Genomic DNA, 19,027 nt, shown 5'->3' with positions numbered 1-19,027 from the left:
TGCCACTCACATTCACGGAGATCGCCAAATGACTACCTCTTCCGCCCCGTCGGGCGTCACGCTGACCGCCCCGCTGCAACCGGGCTTTGACCGCATTCTCACCCCGCAGGCGCTGGCCTTCGTCGCCAAGCTGCACCGCGCCTTCGAGCCGCGCCGCCAGCAGCTGCTGGCCGCACGCGCGGCGCGCACCAAGCGGCTCGACGCCGGGGAAAAGCCCGACTTCCTGCCCGAAACCCGCGCGGTGCGCGAAGGCGACTGGACCATCGCCCCGCTGCCAACTGCCTTGCAGCGCCGCCGGGTGGAGATCACCGGCCCGGTCGACCGCAAGATGATCATCAACGCCTTCAACTCGGGCGCCGACAGCTATATGGCCGACTTCGAGGACGCGAACACCCCGAACTGGGACAACCAGATCCAGGGGCAGATCAATCTGTTCGAGGCCATCCGCCGCACCATTCGCCTGGAGACGGGCGGCAAGACCTACGCACTCAACGACACCATCGCCACGCTGCAGGTGCGCCCGCGCGGCTGGCATCTGGACGAAAAGCATGTGCTGGTGGACGGCCAGCGCGTCAGCGGCGGGCTGTTCGACTTCGGGCTGTTCTTCTTTCACAACGCGCACGAACTGCGCGCGCGAGGCGCCGGGCCGTATTTCTACCTGCCCAAGATGGAAAGCCATCTGGAGGCGCGGCTGTGGAACGATGTGTTCGTGCTGGCGCAGCAGGAACTGGGCCTGCCGCAGGGCAGCATCAAGGCCACGGTGCTGGTGGAGACCATTCTCGCCGCGTTCGAAATGGACGAAATTCTCTACGAGCTGCGCGAGCACAGTGCCGGCCTGAACGCCGGGCGCTGGGACTACATCTTCAGCGCCATCAAGAAGTTCAAGCACGACCGCAACTTCTGCCTGGCCGACCGCAGCCAGATCACCATGACCGTGCCGTTCATGCGCGCCTACGCGCTGCTGCTGCTCAAGACCTGCCACAAGCGGCGCGCACCGGCGATCGGCGGCATGAGCGCGCTGATTCCGATCAAGAACGACCCCGAGAAAAACGCCAAGGCAATGGAAGGCATCCGCCTGGACAAGCGCCGCGACGCCACCGACGGCTACGACGGCGGCTGGGTCGCGCACCCCGGCCTGGTGCAGGTGGCGATGGAGGAATTCGTCGCGGTGCTGGGCGACCGGCCGAACCAGATCGACAAGACGCGCGAGGATGTGACCGTGACCGCCGCAAACCTGCTCGACTTCCAGCCCGAGCAGCCCATCACCGAGGCGGGCCTGCGCAACAACATCAACGTCGGCATCCATTACCTCGGCGCGTGGCTTGCGGGCAGCGGCGCCGTGCCGATCCACAACCTCATGGAAGACGCCGCCACCGCCGAAATCTCGCGCAGCCAGGTGTGGCAGTGGATTCAGAGCCCCAAGGGCGTGCTGGCCGATGGCCGCAAGGTGACTGCCGAACTGGTACGCGGCCTCATTCCGGAAGAACTGGCCAGGGTGAAAGCCACCGGCGCCGAGGGTCAGTTCGACAAGGCCGCCCGCATTTTCGAGCAGATGGCCACCGGCGACACCTTCACCGATTTCCTCACCCTGCCGCTGTACGAGGAACTCGGCTGAGCCACATCAAGCCCCAGCGCGAAAGCCGCCTTCGGGCGGCTTTTTTGCGTGCGATGGATTCACGACCCAAACACGGCAAGTCATCATGCCTGGCGCGTTCACCACCATCCAATGGCAGCCGCTGTCCGTGGCGCTGCAGCAGCTGCTGTTCGCGCTGGCTTGGATGGCAGTGACAGGCCTGTTGACGACCTCACGGCGCAGCGCGCGGGCCTGGGCGGTGTTTTGCGGCATCGGCGCGGCATCGCTCACGCTGCTGGCGCTGCGCGGCCATGTGCCGGATGTACTGCGCGACACCATGGCGGATGTGGCAATGGTCGCCTCTGCGCTTGCCGCCTGGCGGGCCAGCACGCAGTTTTTCGATGGGGCAAACCGCGACCAGGAACAGGCCGTGCTGCTGATCCTGGTCGCCGCCGCCGCGCTGGCATTGGGCACCAGCCCGGCGACCATGTCGCACACATGGGCGGCGAGGAGTTCCTGCTGTTTCTGCCGCAGACCGAGCTGGCCCTGGCGCAAGCCATCGCCGAGCGCCTGCGCCAGCACATCGCCACCTGGACACCGGAGCCGGAGCATCAGTCGGTCACCGTCAGCATCGGGGTGGCCCAGGCCAGCGCCGAGGATCAGGCGTTCGACGATCTGCTGATCCGCGCCGACCGCGCGCTCTACGCCGCCAAGGCCGCCGGGCGCAACCGGGTGCATGTCGCGCAAACCGCCTTTGCCGAGCTCGGCAACCTGTCCACGGCCTGAGCGCTGAAGCAGCAAACGCACGCACTGCGGGCAATGCCAGCACGGTTGACACGTGTTTGCAGCCAGCCGCTGCAAGACCGAGGCGCAGCGGCATAGTATGTGCGCCTCCCACAAGAGCCTGCCCGACGTGTTGCATCACCACGGCAAGCCATACCTCAGCCCTGAACATTGTTCCCATGAGCGCCTTGCTTGAAATCCCAGCCCCCACCCTGCTGCGCGCCGATTTTTCCCGCGCCGAAGTCGTGGACACCAACACCCTGCCCTGGGTGGATTCGCCCGCAGCGGGCGTGCAGCGCAAATTGATCGAGCGCGACGGCGGCGAGGCGGCGCGTGCCACCTCGATCGTGCGCTACGCCCCGGGTGCCCGGTTTGCCGCGCACAACCATCCCCTGGGCGAGGAAATCCTGGTGCTCGCCGGCACCTTTGCCGACGAGCACGGCGTTTACCCGGCGGGCACGTATCTGAAGAACCCACCGGGCTCCAGCCACGCGCCGTTCACCGAACGCGGCTGCACCTTGCTGGTGAAACTGCGCCACATGCAGCCAGACGATCGCCAGCGTGTGGCGATCAACACCCACCAGATGCCGTGGATACCCGGACTGGTGCAGGGCCTGAGCGTCAAGCCCTTGTCCGACTTTGCCGGCGAACACGCAGCGCTGGTGCAATGGGCGCCCGGCACCGTGTTCACCTCGCACCGTCACTGGGGCGGAGAAGAAATCTACGTGATCGAAGGCATCTTCGAGGATGAGCACGGACGCTACCCCGCAGGCACCTGGATGCGCAGCCCGCACCTCAGCCAGCACGCCCCCTTCAGTAGCCAGGGCTGCACCATCTTCGTCAAGGTCGGCCATCTGCCCGAACAGGGCTGAAACCAATCGGCAGCGCGGTCTGTTGCATACTTGCGCGCATGACTGCACACCGACACCTCCCTGCCCACCTTCACGCCGCGCAAGACGCGCTGCTGCACGCCGAAGCCCTGTGCGCCGCCCGGGGTGTGCGTCTCACCCCGCTGCGGCGCCGGGTGCTGGAGCTGGTGCAGTCGCGCACCGAGGCGGTCAAGGCCTACGACCTGCTCGCCCAGCTCTCCACCGAGGATCACGCCGCCAAGCCGCCGACGGTGTATCGCGCACTCGACTTTCTGCTGGAACAGGGATTGGTACACCGGGTGGACAGTCTCAACGCCTTTGTCGGCTGCAACCACCCGGACACACCGCATGCGGCGCACCTGCTGCTGTGCACGCAATGCGGGCGGGTGCAGGAGCTGCACAGCGACGCCCTCGACGTCGCCATCGCGCAGGCCGTGGGCGCCACCGGCTTTGTCACCCATCATGCCCGGCTGGAAGTGCAGGGGCTGTGCGCGGGCTGCGCCGCCAAGGCAGGTCAGACCGACTGAGCGCGCAGCGTCAGCCTGCGGGCTTGAGGGTGTAAAGCCGCACCAGCGTCAGCCCCAGACCGAGCAAGGCGCCCAGGGTCAGCCAAAGCCGCAGTTGCAGGAACCACGCGGGCCACGGCAACTGCTTGCGCAGCATGACATCCACGCCATATGCCACGGCCAGACCGATGAACAGCCCGGTCATGCCGTACACCCAGTTCGATGCCCAGGTCATGCGCCAGGCCCACAGCGGCAGCACCACGCCCCAGCTCAGCAGCAGCCAGGGGCGCTGTACCTGCCCCTCGGGCAGCACAAATGCCGCCCCCCAGTACAGCGCGCCGAGAAACGCCAGAATGACTGCCGCGTATTGCGCCTGGATCACCACCACGGCGGTCAGCGAGGTTTCGGGCGCAATCCAGACAGCCAGCCCCAGCGCGATGAAGGGAATCAGCCCGGCAAGGCCAAGCGCGTAGGCGGGAAATTTCATCGAGAGGTCTCCAGTGCATGCAGGGCGAGGTGAACTGAGAGAATTGTCGCCGACCCCGCCGTGCGCACTGCTGCGCGCGCGCAAACCAGCGCGTCAAACCCCGGCTGCATGCGCCTGCTGGTCCGCGTGATAGCTGCTGCGCACCAGAGCGCCGACCGCCGCATGGGTGAAGCCCATCGCGCGCGCCTCGCGCTCGAACAGGGCAAACGTATCGGGGTGCACATAGCGCGCCACCGGCAGGTGGTGGCCGGTGGGCGCGAGGTACTGGCCGATGGTGAGCATGTCGATGTCATGGGCACGCATGTCGCGCATCACCGCGAGAATCTCGTCGTCGGTTTCGCCCAGCCCGACCATCAGCCCGCTCTTGGTCGGGATGCCGGGATGGCGCGCCTTGAAGTCGGCCAGCAGCTTGAGCGAATGCGCATAGTCGGCACCCGGACGGGCCTGTTTGTACAGGCGCGGCACGGTCTCGAGGTTGTGGTTCATCACATCTGGCAGGCCGGCAGCGAAAATGTCCAGCGCCTTGTCCAGACGACCACGAAAGTCGGGCACGAGCACCTCGATCTGCGTGCCGGGCGACTGCGCGCGGGTGGCCTGGATGCAGTCGACAAAATGCTGCGCGCCGCCATCGCGCAGGTCGTCGCGGTCCACGCTGGTGATGACCACGTAGCGCAGTTTCATCGCAGCAATGGCACGGGCCAGATTGGTGGGCTCGTCGGGGTCGAGCGGGTCGGGCCGGCCGTGGCCGACGTCGCAGAACGGACAGCGCCGGGTGCATTTGTCGCCCATGATCATGAAGGTCGCCGTGCCCTTGCCGAAACATTCGCCGATGTTGGGGCAGCTCGCCTCCTCGCACACGGTCACCAGCCTGTGTTCGCGCAGCAGCCCCTTGATGGCATAGAACTGCGACGAGGGCGCGGCCGCCTTCACCCGAATCCACTCTGGCTTGCGCAGCGGCGCGTGCTCGGCGACGATCTTGATCGGAATGCGCGCGGTCTTGGCCTGCCCTTTCTGTTTGATCGTGGGGTCGGTGTGCAGGGGGGTGGGCGGGGTCATGGCAGCATGAAAAAACGCAATCAGACCGTCATGGTAGGCGCGACGGCAGATGCCTGCCAGATCGCACCGAATTCCTCGGCGAAGGCCGCTGCCACCTGCTGGGTTGTCGCCTGCGCGCCCAGGCTGGCCATGTCGATGGTGCGCAGCCCCGGATAGCCGCAGGGGTTGATCCAATCGAACGGCGTCAGGTCCATCGCCACATTGATCGCCACGCCGTGGTAGGTGCAGCCCCCGCGCACCTTCAGCCCGAGCGCGGAAATCTTCTCTCCGCTGGCCAGATAGATGCCGGGCGCACCCGATCGTCGCTGCCCGGCGATGTCCCACCGCGCCAGCGTGCGGATCACCGCCTCCTCGATGCGCTGTACGGTTTCGCGCACCATCCAGCGGTGACGGCGGATGTCGAGCAACAGATAGATCACCGCCTGCCCCGGCCCGTGATAGGTCACCTGCCCGCCGCGGTCGGTCTGCACCACCGGCACCGCATGCGGTACCAGCACATGCTCGGGCCTGCCGGCCTGTCCCAGCGTGAACACCGGCGGATGCTCCACACCCCAGAGCTGGTCGGGCGTTGCGGGCGTGCGCGCTTCGGTGAACGCGCGCATGGCGTCCCAGGTGGGCGCATAGTCCTGAACACCCAGCCATTGCAGGACGGGTGCTGCGTCGGCGCTGGCGTTCGGGTTCATGCTAAGGTGAGCCTGTGTTGCGGCACGAAAATAGGTATCCCAGGGAGACAACCGAAGACCGGGTGAAAAACCGGCTTCGAAAGACAGCAATTGTCCTGCATCCGCATGCGTTTCACGTCAACAGATTCCACCACCCGCATTCGCACCGTGCACCAGATCCGCGTGTTTCTGCGCGCCTGGGCGCGTGATCCGATGGGCGTCGCCGCCGTGCTGCCGTCCGGTCGGCAGCTCAGCCAGAAAATGCTCAAGCCGCTGTCGCTGCTGCCGGACACCAACCCGGCGACGCAGCGCGTCATCGAACTCGGCGCCGGCACCGGCGCGTTCACCCGCGCGCTGATCGACCATGGCCTGCACGCGCGCAATCTGCTGGTGGTCGAGCGCGACGCCGCGTTGCACGGCCTGCTGTGCCAGCGCTTCCCCGGCCTGCAGGTGATCCGGGCCGATGCCTGCGCGCTGCGCACCGCGGCACAGGCGTCGGGCTATCTGCAGGAGGGACCGGCGGACGCGGTGATCAGCGGCCTTGGGTTGCTGTCGATGCCGCGCGCCACCCAGCGCGCCATTCTGACGGAGGCCTTTGCCGTGCTGCGGCCCGGCGGCTGTTTCGTGCAGTTCACCTATGGTCATGCCAGCCCGGTGTCACGGGCCCTGCGCGACGACCTGGGGCTGCATGTGCGCCGAGCGGGGCTGGCCTGGCGCAACGCGCCACCCGCCTCGGTTTTCGTTTACCAGCGTGCTTTTACAGCCCCTCACACCTGCCAGGCGCCGGACCCGACACAATAGCGGCGCGTCGATGCCGCCATGCGGCGGGCGGCGATGGATTGGAGAAACGCGCCGTGGCTGGATTTTTTGTCTCCCTCATCATCTACCCCTTCGCCGTGTATGGCCTGCGGCGGTTTTTCACCGAGCGCCTGGGCATGGAGAGCCATATCGGGTTTCTGGTCTTCCTGCTCGCCAGTGTGGTGAGCTGGCTGGCCGCAGAGGCCGTGGGGCGGCTGTAACAGCGCAGTCAATCCGCGAGGGGGTCGGACGGATCGGCCGGGTCCGCCAGTTGACTCGGCGAGAAACCCGACTTCGGCCCCAGCATCTGCGAGCGGATGGCCGGGTGCATGGCACTGACCAGACGCGACATGGAGCTGAGCTTGTTCGAGGTATCGCGCAGGTGCTCGGCCAGACGGCTGGCAATGCCCAGCGCCAGCCGCGCCGCCGCTGCGGGGTGCTGCTCCACCAGTTGCTCCAGCGCCTGGCGGCTGAGTTCCGCCAGCGCCACGTCGGAATAGGCCACGCAACTTGCGCTGCGCGGCGCGTCGAGCAGCACGCCCATTTCACCGAACATCTGCCCGGCCTTGGCAATCGACACCACCAGGCTGTCGCCCTGGTGCTGCGGCGCCTTTTCCACGCTGACCTCGCCGTAGAGCAGCATCAGGATGGTGCCATCGTGCGTGTCGTCGTCCTGCTGGATGAAGCGCGTGCCCGCCTGCACCCAGCGCACCTGCATCAGGTTGGCGATGAGCACGGCATCTTCCGCGCTCAGACGATGCCCCGGCTGGCGCAGCAGCAGTTGCGCGATGCGCGGCGCCCAGGTGGCGTGGTCGGTGCGGATGGGAGAACGTCGGTCAGGCATGGTCGAAAAAGGCGTAGCGCGCTCATGGTAGGCCTGTCGGCACGGTGACGCGCCGATCTTTACAATAGGTGCTTCCAAGGAGCGTTGCAGCATCGATTGCGGGGTCACCCGCTGGTGCCAGGCTTGGGGGAATCAACGGCGCTCACCCAGACGCCCGCCTGCACGGCGCGCAAGGCCCTGCCAGACCCCACTCCGAGAAAATCCCCATGCCCGCCGACGCCACGCATTCCGCCCCGCCTCCCCTGCAACTCTCCGGGCTGGAGCCACTGTCGATTGGCCCTGGCTCGCTGTTCGTCAATATCGGCGAGCGCACCAATGTCACCGGCTCCAAGGCCTTCGCCCGCATGGTGCTGGCTGGAGAGTTCGACAAGGCGCTTGCCGTGGCACGGCAGCAGGTGGAAAACGGCGCGCAGATCATCGATGTGAACATGGACGAAGCCATGCTCGACAGCAAGGCGGCGATGGTGCGGTTTCTCAACCTCATGGCATCCGAGCCCGACATCGCCCGCGTGCCGGTGATGATCGACAGCTCGAAGTGGAGCGTGATCGAGGCCGGGTTGCGCTGCGTGCAGGGCAAGCCGGTGGTGAACTCCATTTCCATGAAGGAAGGCGAGGCTGAGTTCATCCGCCAGGCCAGGCTGCTGCGGCGCTATGGCGCGGCCACGGTGGTCATGGCCTTCGACGAGCAGGGACAGGCCGATACCTTTCAGCGCAAGATCGAGATCTGCGAACGCGCCTACCGCCTGCTGGTCGATCGGGTGGGGTTTCCGCCGGAAGACATCATCTTCGATCCAAACATTTTCGCCATTGCCACCGGCATCGAGGAGCACAACAACTACGCAGTCGATTTCATCAACGCCACGCGCTGGATCAAGCAGAACCTGCCCGGCGCCAAGGTGTCTGGCGGCGTGTCGAATGTGAGCTTCTCCTTCCGCGGCAACGAGCCGGTGCGCGAGGCCATCCATACCGTGTTCCTGTATCACGCCATTCAGGCCGGCATGGACATGGGCATTGTCAACGCGGGGCAGATGGGGGTGTACGACGATCTCGACCCCACGCTGCGCGAGCGCGTGGAAGACGTGGTGCTCAACCGCCGACCGGACGCCACCGAACGCCTGCTGGAAGTGGCCGAAACCGTCAGGGGCGCCGCCAAGGACGACACCGCGCGGCTGGCCTGGCGCGAACTGCCGGTGCGCCAGCGGCTCTCGCATGCGCTGGTGCACGGCATCACCGATTTCATCATCGACGACACCGAGGAAGTCTGGCAGGCCATGCGCGCCGAAGGCGGGCGGCCGCTGCATGTCATCGAAGGCCCGCTGATGGACGGCATGAACGTGGTCGGCGATCTGTTCGGCGCGGGCAAGATGTTCCTGCCGCAGGTGGTGAAAAGTGCGCGGGTGATGAAGCAGGCGGTGGCACATCTGCTGCCGTACATCGAGGCCGAGAAGCTGGAAATGCAGGCAGCGGGCTGCGATGTGCGCGCCAAGGGCAAGATCGTCATCGCCACGGTGAAGGGCGACGTGCACGACATCGGCAAGAACATCGTCACCGTGGTGCTTCAGTGCAACAACTTCGAAGTGGTGAACATGGGTGTGATGGTGCCTGCGAAGGACATTCTCGCCAAGGCGCGCGAGGAAGGTGCGGACATCATCGGTCTGTCCGGCCTCATCACCCCCAGCCTCGAGGAGATGCAGCACGTGGCCGCTGAGATGCAGCGCGACGACTACTTCCGCAGCCGCAAGATGCCGCTGCTCATCGGCGGCGCCACCACCAGCCGGGTGCACACCGCGGTGAAGATCGCGCCGCATTACGACGGCCCGGTGGTCTATGTGCCCGACGCCTCGCGCAGCGTGGGCGTGGCGCAGAACCTGCTCTCCGATCAGGCCGCGGCCTTCATTGCCGAGATCGAGGCCGATTATGTGAAGGTGCGCGAACTGCATGCCAACAAGCGCGTCACGCCGCTGGTGTCACTGCAACAGGCGCGCGCGAACAAGGCCCGCATCGACTGGTCGGCCTACACCCCGCCGGTGCCCAAGTTCATCGGCCGCCGCGTGTTCCGCAACTACGACCTGGCCGAGATTGCCGCCAGCATCGACTGGGCGCCGTTCTTCCAGACCTGGGATCTGGCGGGCAAGTTTCCCGACATCCTCACCGACGACATCGTGGGCGAGTCCGCACGCCGCGTCTACAGCGACGCGCAGCGCATGCTCAAGCGGCTGATCGAGGGCCGCTGGCTCACGGCCAATGCCGTCATCGGCCTGTGGCCTGCCAACAGCGTGAACGACGACGATATCGCGCTCTACACCGACGAGAGCCGCAGCACCGAACTGATGGTGTGGCATGGCCTGCGCCAGCAGACCGAGCGCCCCGTGGTCGACGGCGTGCCCCGCCCCAACCGCGCGCTGGCCGACTTCATCGCACCCAAGGGCGTGGCACCAGACTACCTCGGCGTGTTCGCCGTGACCGCGGGTCTGGGCGTGGAAGCCAAGGAAAAGGCCTTTCTCGCCGACCTCGACGACTATTCCGCCATCATGCTCAAGTCGCTGGCCGACCGGCTGGCCGAAGCACTGGCCGAACGGATGCACCAGCGCGTGCGCACCGAATTCTGGGCCTACGCGCCGGACGAATCGCTCGGCACGGCCGAGCTGATCGCCGAAAAATATCGCGGCATTCGCCCGGCGCCGGGCTATCCGGCCTGCCCCGAGCATTCGGTCAAGGGCGAGATGTTCCGCGTGCTGCAGGCGCAGGACATCGGCATGTCCCTGACCGAGAGCTGGGCCATGCTGCCTGCGGCGAGTGTGAGCGGTTTTTACTTCGCCCACCCCGAGTCGCAATACTTCAACGTCGGCCCCGTCGGACCCGACCAGAAAGCCGATTGGGAACGCCGCGCCGGTCGGCCGCTGGAATCGGTCGCGGTGCAGGCACTGGCGCAGACAGCGGTCTGAGCCCTGTGGGCGTGCCGAGACGACAGCCCTCCACGTGACCATAAAAAAACCGACCCGAAGGTCGGTTTTTTGTGCCTTGCGACGCGGCTCAGGCCTTGCCCACCAACCCGCCGCCGTTTGCAACCGCTTGAGCCTCGGCATCCCGCAAGGCCTTGGCACGCGCTTCATGGCTGTGATCCGCGCCAATCAGCATGTACATCGCGGGGACGACGAACAGCGTGAACAGCGTGCCGATCGACAGGCCGGAGGCGATGACCAGGCCCATGCTGAAACGGCTGACCGCACCGGCACCGCTGGCGAAGATCAACGGAAACACGCCGAACACCATCGCCGCGGTGGTCATCAGAATCGGGCGCAGCCGCAGCCCGGCAGCCCGCTCGATCGCCTCGCGCTTGCTCAGCCCCTCGCGCTGCAGGTTGTTGGCAAACTCGACGATCAGAATGCCGTGCTTGGAAATCAGACCGATCAGGGTCACCAGCCCGACCTCGGAATAGATGTTGAGCGTGGCATGGCCGATGCCGAGGTTGATGAACAGCAGCGCGCCCGAAATCGCCATCGGCACCGACACCAGGATGATGATCGGGTCGCGGAAGCTCTCGAACTGCGCCGCCAGCGCGAGAAAGATGATCACCAGCGCGAAGCCGAAGGTCAGCAGCAGCCCGCCCGATTCCTGCACGAACTGCCGCGACGGCCCGGCGTAGTCGAAGCTGTAGCCCGCGGGCAGGGTGCGCTGCGCCAGGGTCTTGAGGTCGTCGAGCGCCTGCCCCTGCGCGACAAAGGGCATGGCCACGCCCTGGATGGTCGCCGAGTTGGCCTGCTGGAAGTGATTGATGGTCTCGGGCTGGACGGTGTTGGTCAGGTGCACCACGGTGGACAGCGGCACCATCGCGCCGCTGGCGGTGCGGATGTAGTAGTGCTTGACCGCGTCCGGGTTGAGGCGGAACTTCTGCTCGACCTGCGGGATGACCTTGTACGAGCGGCCGTCGAGCTCGAAAAAGTTGACATAGCCGCCGCCGAGCATGGCCGACAGCGCCGAGCCGATGTCCTGCATGGTCAGCCCGAGCTGCGCGGCCATGTTGCGGTCGATCGAGATGCGGGTTTGCGGCAGATCGATGCGCAGGTCGGACTGCAGGAAGATGAACCGCCCGGTCTTGAGCGCATCCTGCAGGAATTTCTGCGAGACCTGATAGAGGTTGGAGAACGGCTCGCTGGTGGTGATGACGAACTGGATCGGTAGCCCGCGCGCGCCCGGCAGCGGCGGCGGCTGGAACACCGCGATCTGGCTGCCGGCGATGTGGCTGAGGTCCTTTTGCACCACGGGCTGCAGCTGCGTGGCCGTCTTGGTGCGTTCATCCCAGGGCTTGAGCACCATGCCGCCGATCACCTGGCTCGGGGTGTTGAGCTGAAACACATGGTCGGTTTCAGGGAATTGCTTGAACACCTCGTACACCTGCTTGGCGTAGAGCGCGCGCTGGTCGAGCGTGGCCGCAGGGTTGTTGAACGAGATCGAGATCAGCACCCCCTGATCCTCCTGCGGCGCCAGCTCGGACATCGAGGTGGTGAACAGGTAGGGGATGAAACCGAGCACGATCAGCGCCATCACCGCGGTCACCGGCAGGAACTCGAGCGAGCCGTGCAGCACGCGCTCGTAGCGGTTGTGCAGACGCTCGAAGGTGCGGTCGAGGAACAGCACGATGCGGTCCTGCAGGCTGTGGCTCTGCGGGTTGGGTGCCTTGAGCAGCCGTGAGCACATCATCGGCGACAGGGTCAGTGCGATGATCGCGGAGATCACCACCGTACCGACCAGGGTGAAGGCAAACTCGGTGAACAGCGCGCCGGTCAAGCCGCCCATGAAGCCGATGGGCACATACACCGCGATCAGCACGATGGTCATCGCGATGATGGGGTTGGCCAGCTCGCGCGCGGCGCGCACCGCGGCGTCGTGTCGGCTCATGCCCTCCTCGAGGTGGCGGCTGACGTTCTCGACCACGATGATGGCATCGTCGACCACCAGGCCGATGGCCAGCACGATGGCCAGCAGCGTCAGCAGATTGATCGAGTAGCCCAGCGCCAGCATGACGGTGAAGGTGCCGACGATGGACAGCGGAATCGCCACCAGCGGGATGATGAGCGAGCGCAAGGAGCCCAGGAACAGGAACACCACCAGCGCGACGATGAACACAGCCTCGACCAGGGTCTTGACCACCTCGTCGATCGAGGCGTTGACGAACTTGGTCGAGTCATAGACGATGGTGCCCTTCAGCCCAGAAGGCAGCTGCGACTGGATGTCGGGGAACGCCTTGCGCACCCGCGCGATGACATCGAGCAGGTTGGCACCCGGCGCAACCTGAATGCCGATGTACACCGAGGTCTTGCCATCGAACGCCACCGCAGTGTCGTAGTCATCCGACCCCAGCGTGACGTTGGCCACATCATCGAGCCGGACCACCTTGCCGCCCACCGACTTGATCACCATGTTCTTGAAGCCCTCGAGCGACTTCAGATCGGTGTTGGCCGACAGGGCAATCTGGATCATCTGACCCTTGGCGTTGCCCGTGGAGGCCAGATAGTTGTTCGCCGCCAGCGCCTGGTACACGTCGGCGGCGGTCAGCCCGTAGGCGGCGAGCTTGTTCGGATCGAGCCAGGCGCGCAGCGCAAAGTTCTTCGCGCCGAGGATTTCTGCGGTCTGCACTCCCTCGACCGCCTGCAGCTTGGGCTGCACGCTGCGGATCAGGTAGTCGGTGATCTGGTTGGGCTTGAGCACATCGCTGTAGAAGCCGATGTACATCGCGTCGATGGTCTGCCCGATCGACACCGACAGCACCGGCTTTTGCGACTGCGGGGGCAGCTGGTTGAGCACCGAGTTGACCTTGGTGTTGATTTCGGTGAGCGCCTTGTCCGGGTCGTAGTTCAGCCGCAGGTTGACGGTGATGGTGCTCAACCCCTGCACACTGCTGGAGGTCATGTAGTCGATGCCATTGGCCTGGGCAATGGCGTTTTCCAGCGGAGTGGTGATGAAGCTGGCCACCAGATTGGCGTCGGCGCCGGGATAGGCGGTGGTGACCGTGACCACGGCGTTCTGCGTGTAGGGGTACTGCAGCACGGGCAGCAGTCCGACCGAGCGCAGCCCCAGCACCAGGATCACCAGGCTGACCACGGTGGCCAGCACCGGGCGCTCGATGAAAATGTCGGTGAATTTCTTGTTCATCGTCAGCGGCCTGTTCAGGAATTGGGGACTTGCGGGTTGGGACTGTTGGACGGCTGCACGCTGTTGTTGATCAACAGCGGAACACCATTGCGCAGCTTGAGCTGCCCGGCAGTGACCACGGTCTCACCCGCCTTCAGCCCCGAGAGCACCGCGACCTGGTCGCCGCGGGTCGGGCCGGTGGTGATGAAGCGCTGCTCGGCAACCAGCCTGGGCTTGCCATCCGCCCCCTTGCCTTCGTCCTTGACCACGAACACGGTCGCACCATACGGGTTGTAGGCCACCGCGGCGTTGGGCAGGGTGAGATAGTCGCGCGGCTGGCCGTCGTCGATGCGCACCGTGGCGAACACCCCGGGCAGCAGCGCGCCACTGGGGTTGGCGATGCGCGCGCGTACCTTGAGGTTGCGCGTGCTCGGGTCGACCTGCGGCTCGATCGCGATGACCTTGGCGGCATAGGTCTTGTCAGGTGCCGCGTTGGACTGCACCTGGGCGCGCATGCCCGTTTGGATCAGATCGATCTGGCTTTGCGGCACGGTAAAGTCGATGTCCATGGGATCGAGCTGCTGCAGCGTGACGGCGGTGGCGCCCGGCGCAAGATATTGGCCCAGGTCGATCTGCCGAATGCCGAGCACGCCCGAGAACGGTGCGCGGATGCTGGCCTGCGCGATCACCGCCTTCTGTGCATTGATCTGCTCACCCAGCGCCTTGAGCTGCGACTCGAAGCTGGCGACATTGGCGCGGTCGGTATCGACCACCGCCTGGCTGACCGCCTGCGCCTTGAGCTGCGCCTCGTCACGCTGCAGGTTGATGCGCGCCAGCGCCAGTTGCGCCTGCACTTGCCCGAGCTGCGCCTGCAGCTGCGCCAACTGCGCGCGCTGTGGGGCGTCATCGATCTGCACCAGCAACTGTCCGGCGCGCACCTTCTGCCCCGATTCGAAATGGATCGCAGTGACGATGCCACCGATCTGCGCGCTCAGGCTGGACTGCTGGCTGGCGCGCAGATTGCCCAGCGCCTCGACCGTGGGCTGCCAGCGCGAGACCTCGGCCACCGTGGTCGAGACCGTCTGCGGCGGGTTGGACTGCCCCTTGATCGCCTTGGCGATCATGGTGTTCTTGAATCCCTGGAACCACACCACCCCGCCGACGATCACGCCTGCGACGATGAGCATGATGATCATGCGCTTGGTTGTGCCTTTGGTCATCTGTGTACTCCGTGTCCTGGTTTCGGTGGTCTGCTTGGTCGAAGCGGCGATTGCTCAGTGGGCGGACATCTTCGCGGTCTGCGCCTGGGTTGCGGGCTGCGCGAGCACCCCACCGCCCATGGCCTGGTACAGCGCTGCGCTGTCGGACAGGCGCTGCGCCTGCGCAGAGATCAGGCCGATGCGGGTCTGCTGCGCCTGCTGTTGGGCGGTGAGCAGCTGCAGATAGCTGGCCGCGCCGAGCTGATATTGCTGATCGACCAACTTGAGCGACTCCTGTGCAGACGCGTCGGCCGCGGCCTGCGCCTGCAACGTCTGGGCGTCGTTGTCCAGCGCGCGCAGGGCATCGGCCACATTGCGCAGGGCCTGCAGCACGGTCTGCTGATAGTTGGCGCCCGCCGCCTGCAGGCTGGCTTCGGCCGCATTGGCGCCGGCCTTCAGCCCGGCGTTGAACAGCGGCTGCGCCAGTTGCCCGGCCAGCGCCCACACCGTGGAGCCGGGGCCGAACAAGGCGCCGAGTGTGAGCGCCTGCGTGCCCAGGTTGGCGCTGAGATTGATCTGCGGGTACAGGTTGGACACCGCCACGCCATACTGCGCCGTGGCCGCATGCAGCAGCGCGGCACTGGCCTGGATGTCCGGGCGCTGCTGCACCAGCGCAGAAGGCACGACCACGGGCAGGGTCTGCGGCAGATGGAAGTCGGCCAGGGTGAAGCGCGGGATGTCGGCTGCGCCCGGCGCCTGCCCGAGCAGCACGGCGAGCAGGTGATCGGTCTGTTCGAGCTTGTTGCGCAGCGGCGGAATGGTGGCGCGGGTCTGCTCCACCTGGGTCTGCAGGGTCAGCACGTCCGTGCGGGCGGCCGCACCGAGATCGAAGCGCTTGACCGCGATCTCGAGCTGATTCTGCTGCGCCTTGAGGATGGCCTCGGAGGCGTCGATCTGCGCGGCAAGCTGGGCCTGCGTGAATGCCGCCGTCACCACATTGGCAGCCAGCGTCAGGCGGGCGCCGTCGAGTTGATACTGCTGGTAATTGGCTTGCGCGGCCAGGGCTTCCAGCGCGCGGCGGTTGCCGCCGAACAGGTCGAAGTTGTAATTGACCGCAATGCTTGCGTTGTACAGATTGAAGATGTTGCTGGCATTGTTGCTCTGGCCGACAGACGCCGCATTGGTCTGGTTGCGACTGGCGCCGAGCTTGCCGTTGACCGTGGGGTAGAGCGTGGAGCCAGCCTGCGCGGCGTAGGTCTGCTGCGCCTGCCGCAATGTGGCCTCGGCGGCGGCCAGGGTCGGGCTGCTGCGCAGGGCCGTGTTCACCAGGTCATCGAGCCGGGCAGATCCGTAGGCGCGCCACCAGTCGGGGGCGATGCTGTCGACGGTTTCAAACCTCTGCGCCGCGCCCATGGCTCCGGGCGCGGAAGCGGTCTGCGTCGGCAGAGCCTGTCGCGTGTATTGCTTGACTCCGGGTGCAGGCGGGGTCTTGAAATCGGGGCCGACCGTGGTGCAGCCTGCAAGCAGCGCAGCGCCAAGGGCCATCCACATCACGCGAGGGGTCGCGAAAAGATTCTGCATGAGACGCGTTCCTGAAAGACGGTCGGGCGGCATGGCAAGTGCCGTGCCCGCTGAAACAACCCGCATGACCCGCCGGGATGGCGCGATTGCAGGCTGTTCTGAAGGTCGGCCGATTCTAGGGGTCAGCCCCAAAGTCTGCCGGGTGCGAACCGCAGATCCAAGGGTTTGGTTGCGAAGCATGCTAGGGCAAGGATCATTGGCCGGGTTGCTTTACTATGCCAATGAATATCGCAAAAACGCCAATCCCATGTCGGCCTCCGCACGCTCCAGTCAAGAATGCAGCAACACCGAGCTGCACGAACGCATCAACCATCAGGGCGGCGCCGAACTGATTGCGGTGAACGTCCGCAACCAGGTGGCCATGGACCCGACCACGCATTGCCATGCACGCGGCACGCTGTTCTTGCTGACCGAAGGACTGGTGGTGGTGGAAACCGCGCAAGGGCGGCAACTGGCGCCGTCGCAGACCATCGGCTGGATGCCGCCCGGCGTGGAGCATGCGGTGCAGTCTTTCGGCCCGACCGCGGGGTTTGGCGCGTTTCTCGTGCCGCAGCTCTGCGGCGATCTGCCGTCCGAGCCCGCCAGCTACGCGCTCAATCCGCTGGTTGCCCTCATCCTGCAGAAGGCGCTGTCCTGGCCGCACGACGAGCGGCTCGATCTCGGCCGCATGCGGCTGCTGCTGGTGTTGCTCGATGAATTGCGGCAGTCTCCGGCGCGGCCGCTGCAGCTGCCCTGGCCCCGCGATGCGCGCTTGCTGGCAATCGCCCGCGCGCTGATGGCGCACATCGCCAGCCCGCGCACCCTGGAGCAATGGGCGCGCTGGGCAGACATCAGCCCGCGCACGCTCAGCCGCAAGTTCGTGGAGGAAACCGGAATGAGCTTTGCGCAGTGGCGGCAGTGGGCGCGGCTCACCCAGGCGCTGGAATGGCTGGCCACGGGGCGCGCCGTCAAGGACGTGGCGCTATCGCTCGGTTATGACAGTGTCAGCGCCTTCATCAAGGCCTTTCGTCTGGCGCTGGGCAGCACGCCCGCGGCCTATTTCCAGTCGCAGCAGCGCGACATGGCGGCCAGTCGGCGCGGCCCGGCGACGGTCCCCCTGGACGAACCGGACATTGCGGCTTCGACGCAGCAGGTCGGCATACCGATCTGAACAAAAGTTCTTTGGCGTGACCCGCGGCGCGCAGTACGCTTTGCGCTGCACCAGAACAAGGAGATTCCATGAAATTCGAAACCCTGGCCGTGCACGGTGGCTACGCCCCCGACCCCGTCACCCGCTCCGTGGCGGTTCCCATCTATCAGACGGTGTCTTATGCCTTCGACAACACCCAGCATGGCGCCGATCTGTTCGATCTGAAGGTGGCGGGCAACATCTACACCCGCATGATGAATCCGACCAATGACGTGCTGGAAAAGCGCGTTGCTGCGCTCGAAGGCGGCATTGCGGCGCTGGCGGTGGCATCGGGCATGGCGGCCATCACGGCGGCGATTCAAACCCTGGCCGAGGCAGGTGACAACATCGTGTCCAGCAGCCGCCTGTACGGCGGCACCTACAACCTGTTTGCGCACACGTTTCCGCGGCAAGGCCTGGAGGTGCGCTTTGCCGATCCGCGCGACCCGGCGAGCTTCGAGCGCCTGATCGACGCCCGCACCCGCGCGGTGTTCTGCGAAACCATCGGCAACCCGCTGGGCAACGTCACCGACATCGGCGCGCTGGCCGCCGTGGCGCACGCACACGGCGTGCCGCTGATCGTGGACAACACCGTGCCGTCGCCCTATCTCTGCCGCCCGATCGCGCATGGCGCGGACATCGTGGTGCATTCGCTGACCAAATATCTCGGCGGCCACGGCAACAGCGTGGGCGGGGCGATTGTCGATTCCGGCAAGTTCGACTGGATGGCGCATGCAGACCGCTTCAAGCTGCTGGTCGAGCCCGATGTGAGCTATCACGGCGTGAGCTACACGCAGCAGTTCGGCGCAGCCGCATTCATTGCCCGCGCCCGCGTGGTGCCGCTGCGCAACATGGGCGCGGCGCTGTCGCCGCTCAACGCCTTCCTCATTCTGCAGGGCATCGAAACCCTGCCGCTGCGCATGGACCGCATCTGCGCCAACGCGCTGCACATTGCCGAGCATCTGCAACAGCATCCGCGCGTGGCCTGGGTCCGCTACGCCGGACTGGTGGATCACCCCGATCACGATGTGGCGCAGCGCCTGATGCACGGCCGCGCCTCGGGCATTCTGAGCTTCGGCCTGAAGTCTGGCAGAGACGCCGGGGCGCGCTTTCAGGACGCGCTCAAGCTGTTCACGCGGCTGGTCAACATCGGCGACTGCAAGTCCCTCGCCTGCCACCCGGCGACGACCACGCACCGGCAACTCAACGCACAGGAACTGGCCGCCGCCGGGGTCAGCGAGGACATGGTGCGGCTGTCCATCGGCATCGAGAATGTGCAGGATCTGATCGCCGACCTCGATCAGGCGCTGCAGGCCAGCGAACCATGAAACTGCCGGGCCATTTCTGGCGCTGTCAGCAAATGGCTCGG

Annotated in this window: 17 protein-coding genes and 1 riboswitch; of the genes, 9 read left to right on the top strand and 8 right to left on the bottom strand. The window is 65.9% G+C overall.

The annotated features are described in order from the left end of the window. Positions 1-28: 28 nt before the first annotated feature. Complete coding sequence (gene aceB, locus AC1ZQA_RS01615) at positions 29-1,615, top strand: malate synthase A (RefSeq protein ID WP_482678101.1); 1,587 nt, start codon at positions 29-31, stop codon at positions 1,613-1,615. 6 nt (positions 1,616-1,621) lie between these two features. On the opposite strand, the gene AC1ZQA_RS01610 is transcribed toward aceB, so the two are convergent. Further along, the gene (locus AC1ZQA_RS01610; RefSeq protein WP_482678100.1) at positions 1,622-2,062 is read right to left on the bottom strand and encodes a hypothetical protein; all 441 of its coding nucleotides are present in this window, start codon (positions 2,060-2,062) and stop codon (positions 1,622-1,624) included. Positions 2,063-2,071: 9 nt separating this feature from the next. Between AC1ZQA_RS01610 and AC1ZQA_RS01605 the strand changes: the two genes are divergently transcribed. From AC1ZQA_RS01605 to AC1ZQA_RS01595, 3 genes are all read left to right on the top strand, one after another. After that, positions 2,072-2,359 (top strand): GGDEF domain-containing protein, encoded by a 288-nt coding sequence (locus tag AC1ZQA_RS01605; RefSeq protein WP_482678099.1) that lies wholly within the window; start codon positions 2,072-2,074, stop codon positions 2,357-2,359. A gap of 176 nt (positions 2,360-2,535) precedes the next feature. Beyond that, positions 2,536-3,228 carry a cupin domain-containing protein gene (locus AC1ZQA_RS01600; protein ID WP_482678098.1) on the top strand — a complete coding sequence of 231 codons (693 nt, stop codon included), beginning with the start codon at positions 2,536-2,538 and terminating at the stop codon, positions 3,226-3,228. A 38-nt stretch (positions 3,229-3,266) separates the two neighbouring features. After that, a complete protein-coding gene (locus tag AC1ZQA_RS01595) occupies positions 3,267-3,752 on the top strand; it encodes a transcriptional repressor (protein WP_482678097.1) in 486 nt (161 codons plus the stop codon). A gap of 10 nt (positions 3,753-3,762) precedes the next feature. Here AC1ZQA_RS01595 and AC1ZQA_RS01590 read toward each other — a convergent pair whose 3' ends face one another. The 3 genes from AC1ZQA_RS01590 to lipB form a co-directional block, all read right to left on the bottom strand. Next, positions 3,763-4,218: a DUF3429 domain-containing protein gene (locus AC1ZQA_RS01590; RefSeq protein WP_482678096.1), complete on the bottom strand. Its 456-nt coding sequence runs from the start codon at positions 4,216-4,218 to the stop codon at positions 3,763-3,765. Between the two features lie 93 nt (positions 4,219-4,311). Next, the gene (gene lipA / locus AC1ZQA_RS01585) at positions 4,312-5,274 is read right to left on the bottom strand and encodes a lipoyl synthase (protein ID WP_482678095.1); all 963 of its coding nucleotides are present in this window, start codon (positions 5,272-5,274) and stop codon (positions 4,312-4,314) included. Positions 5,275-5,294: 20 nt separating this feature from the next. Then, positions 5,295-5,957 (bottom strand): lipoyl(octanoyl) transferase LipB, encoded by a 663-nt coding sequence (gene lipB, locus AC1ZQA_RS01580; protein WP_482678094.1) that lies wholly within the window; start codon positions 5,955-5,957, stop codon positions 5,295-5,297. A 105-nt stretch (positions 5,958-6,062) separates the two neighbouring features. On the opposite strand from lipB, the gene AC1ZQA_RS01575 reads away from it, so the two are divergent. Both AC1ZQA_RS01575 and AC1ZQA_RS01570 read left to right on the top strand, forming a co-directional pair. After that, positions 6,063-6,737 carry a class I SAM-dependent methyltransferase gene (locus tag AC1ZQA_RS01575; RefSeq protein ID WP_482678093.1) on the top strand — a complete coding sequence of 225 codons (675 nt, stop codon included), beginning with the start codon at positions 6,063-6,065 and terminating at the stop codon, positions 6,735-6,737. Positions 6,738-6,790: 53 nt separating this feature from the next. Next, positions 6,791-6,955, top strand: a complete 165-nt coding sequence (locus AC1ZQA_RS01570) for a hypothetical protein (protein WP_482678092.1) — start codon at positions 6,791-6,793, stop codon at positions 6,953-6,955. Between the two features lie 8 nt (positions 6,956-6,963). Here the strand turns inward: AC1ZQA_RS01570 and AC1ZQA_RS01565 are convergent, their stop codons facing one another. Beyond that, positions 6,964-7,578, bottom strand: a complete 615-nt coding sequence (locus tag AC1ZQA_RS01565; RefSeq protein WP_482678091.1) for a Crp/Fnr family transcriptional regulator — start codon at positions 7,576-7,578, stop codon at positions 6,964-6,966. Positions 7,579-7,648: 70 nt separating this feature from the next. Next, positions 7,649-7,729: riboswitch (S-adenosyl-L-homocysteine riboswitch) on the top strand. A 55-nt stretch (positions 7,730-7,784) separates the two neighbouring features. Here AC1ZQA_RS01565 and metH point away from each other — a divergent pair. Beyond that, on the top strand, positions 7,785-10,523 hold the full coding sequence (gene metH / locus AC1ZQA_RS01560) for a methionine synthase (RefSeq protein ID WP_482678090.1): 2,739 nt from the start codon (positions 7,785-7,787) through the stop codon (positions 10,521-10,523). An 88-nt stretch (positions 10,524-10,611) separates the two neighbouring features. Here the strand turns inward: metH and AC1ZQA_RS01555 are convergent, their stop codons facing one another. The 3 genes from AC1ZQA_RS01555 to AC1ZQA_RS01545 are packed head-to-tail and all read right to left on the bottom strand — an operon-like array spanning position 10,612 to position 16,490. Then, positions 10,612-13,731: an efflux RND transporter permease subunit gene (locus AC1ZQA_RS01555; protein ID WP_482678089.1), complete on the bottom strand. Its 3,120-nt coding sequence runs from the start codon at positions 13,729-13,731 to the stop codon at positions 10,612-10,614. Positions 13,732-13,745: 14 nt separating this feature from the next. Beyond that, a complete protein-coding gene (locus AC1ZQA_RS01550; protein ID WP_482678088.1) occupies positions 13,746-14,930 on the bottom strand; it encodes an efflux RND transporter periplasmic adaptor subunit in 1,185 nt (394 codons plus the stop codon). 54 nt (positions 14,931-14,984) lie between these two features. Further along, positions 14,985-16,490: an efflux transporter outer membrane subunit gene (locus AC1ZQA_RS01545; RefSeq protein WP_482678087.1), complete on the bottom strand. Its 1,506-nt coding sequence runs from the start codon at positions 16,488-16,490 to the stop codon at positions 14,985-14,987. A 247-nt stretch (positions 16,491-16,737) separates the two neighbouring features. Here AC1ZQA_RS01545 and AC1ZQA_RS01540 point away from each other — a divergent pair, with 247 nt between their 5' ends. After that, positions 16,738-17,640 carry a helix-turn-helix domain-containing protein gene (locus AC1ZQA_RS01540; RefSeq protein ID WP_482678086.1) on the top strand — a complete coding sequence of 301 codons (903 nt, stop codon included), beginning with the start codon at positions 16,738-16,740 and terminating at the stop codon, positions 17,638-17,640. Between the two features lie 68 nt (positions 17,641-17,708). Next, positions 17,709-18,986, top strand: a complete 1,278-nt coding sequence (locus tag AC1ZQA_RS01535; protein WP_482678085.1) for an O-acetylhomoserine aminocarboxypropyltransferase/cysteine synthase family protein — start codon at positions 17,709-17,711, stop codon at positions 18,984-18,986. The last annotated feature ends 41 nt before the right edge of the window (positions 18,987-19,027 follow it).

It is taken from the genome of Thiomonas sp. DCM-2 (genome assembly GCF_056820905.1).
This window is presented reverse-complemented; position numbering and strand designations above follow the sequence as displayed.

Coding starts and splice junctions, on each gene's coding strand:
- aceB (WP_482678101.1), top strand. CDS start 29: ATGACTACCTCTTCCGCCCCGTCGGGCGTCACGCTGACCGCCCCGCTG.
- AC1ZQA_RS01610 (WP_482678100.1), bottom strand. CDS start 2,062: ATGGTCGCCGGGCTGGTGCCCAATGCCAGCGCGGCGGCGGCGACCAGG.
- AC1ZQA_RS01605 (WP_482678099.1), top strand. CDS start 2,072: ATGGGCGGCGAGGAGTTCCTGCTGTTTCTGCCGCAGACCGAGCTGGCC.
- AC1ZQA_RS01600 (WP_482678098.1), top strand. CDS start 2,536: ATGAGCGCCTTGCTTGAAATCCCAGCCCCCACCCTGCTGCGCGCCGAT.
- AC1ZQA_RS01595 (WP_482678097.1), top strand. CDS start 3,267: ATGACTGCACACCGACACCTCCCTGCCCACCTTCACGCCGCGCAAGAC.
- AC1ZQA_RS01590 (WP_482678096.1), bottom strand. CDS start 4,218: ATGAAATTTCCCGCCTACGCGCTTGGCCTTGCCGGGCTGATTCCCTTC.
- lipA (WP_482678095.1), bottom strand. CDS start 5,274: ATGACCCCGCCCACCCCCCTGCACACCGACCCCACGATCAAACAGAAA.
- lipB (WP_482678094.1), bottom strand. CDS start 5,957: ATGAACCCGAACGCCAGCGCCGACGCAGCACCCGTCCTGCAATGGCTG.
- AC1ZQA_RS01575 (WP_482678093.1), top strand. CDS start 6,063: ATGCGTTTCACGTCAACAGATTCCACCACCCGCATTCGCACCGTGCAC.
- AC1ZQA_RS01565 (WP_482678091.1), bottom strand. CDS start 7,578: ATGCCTGACCGACGTTCTCCCATCCGCACCGACCACGCCACCTGGGCG.
- metH (WP_482678090.1), top strand. CDS start 7,785: ATGCCCGCCGACGCCACGCATTCCGCCCCGCCTCCCCTGCAACTCTCC.
- AC1ZQA_RS01555 (WP_482678089.1), bottom strand. CDS start 13,731: ATGAACAAGAAATTCACCGACATTTTCATCGAGCGCCCGGTGCTGGCC.
- AC1ZQA_RS01550 (WP_482678088.1), bottom strand. CDS start 14,930: ATGACCAAAGGCACAACCAAGCGCATGATCATCATGCTCATCGTCGCA.
- AC1ZQA_RS01545 (WP_482678087.1), bottom strand. CDS start 16,490: ATGCAGAATCTTTTCGCGACCCCTCGCGTGATGTGGATGGCCCTTGGC.
- AC1ZQA_RS01540 (WP_482678086.1), top strand. CDS start 16,738: ATGTCGGCCTCCGCACGCTCCAGTCAAGAATGCAGCAACACCGAGCTG.
- AC1ZQA_RS01535 (WP_482678085.1), top strand. CDS start 17,709: ATGAAATTCGAAACCCTGGCCGTGCACGGTGGCTACGCCCCCGACCCC.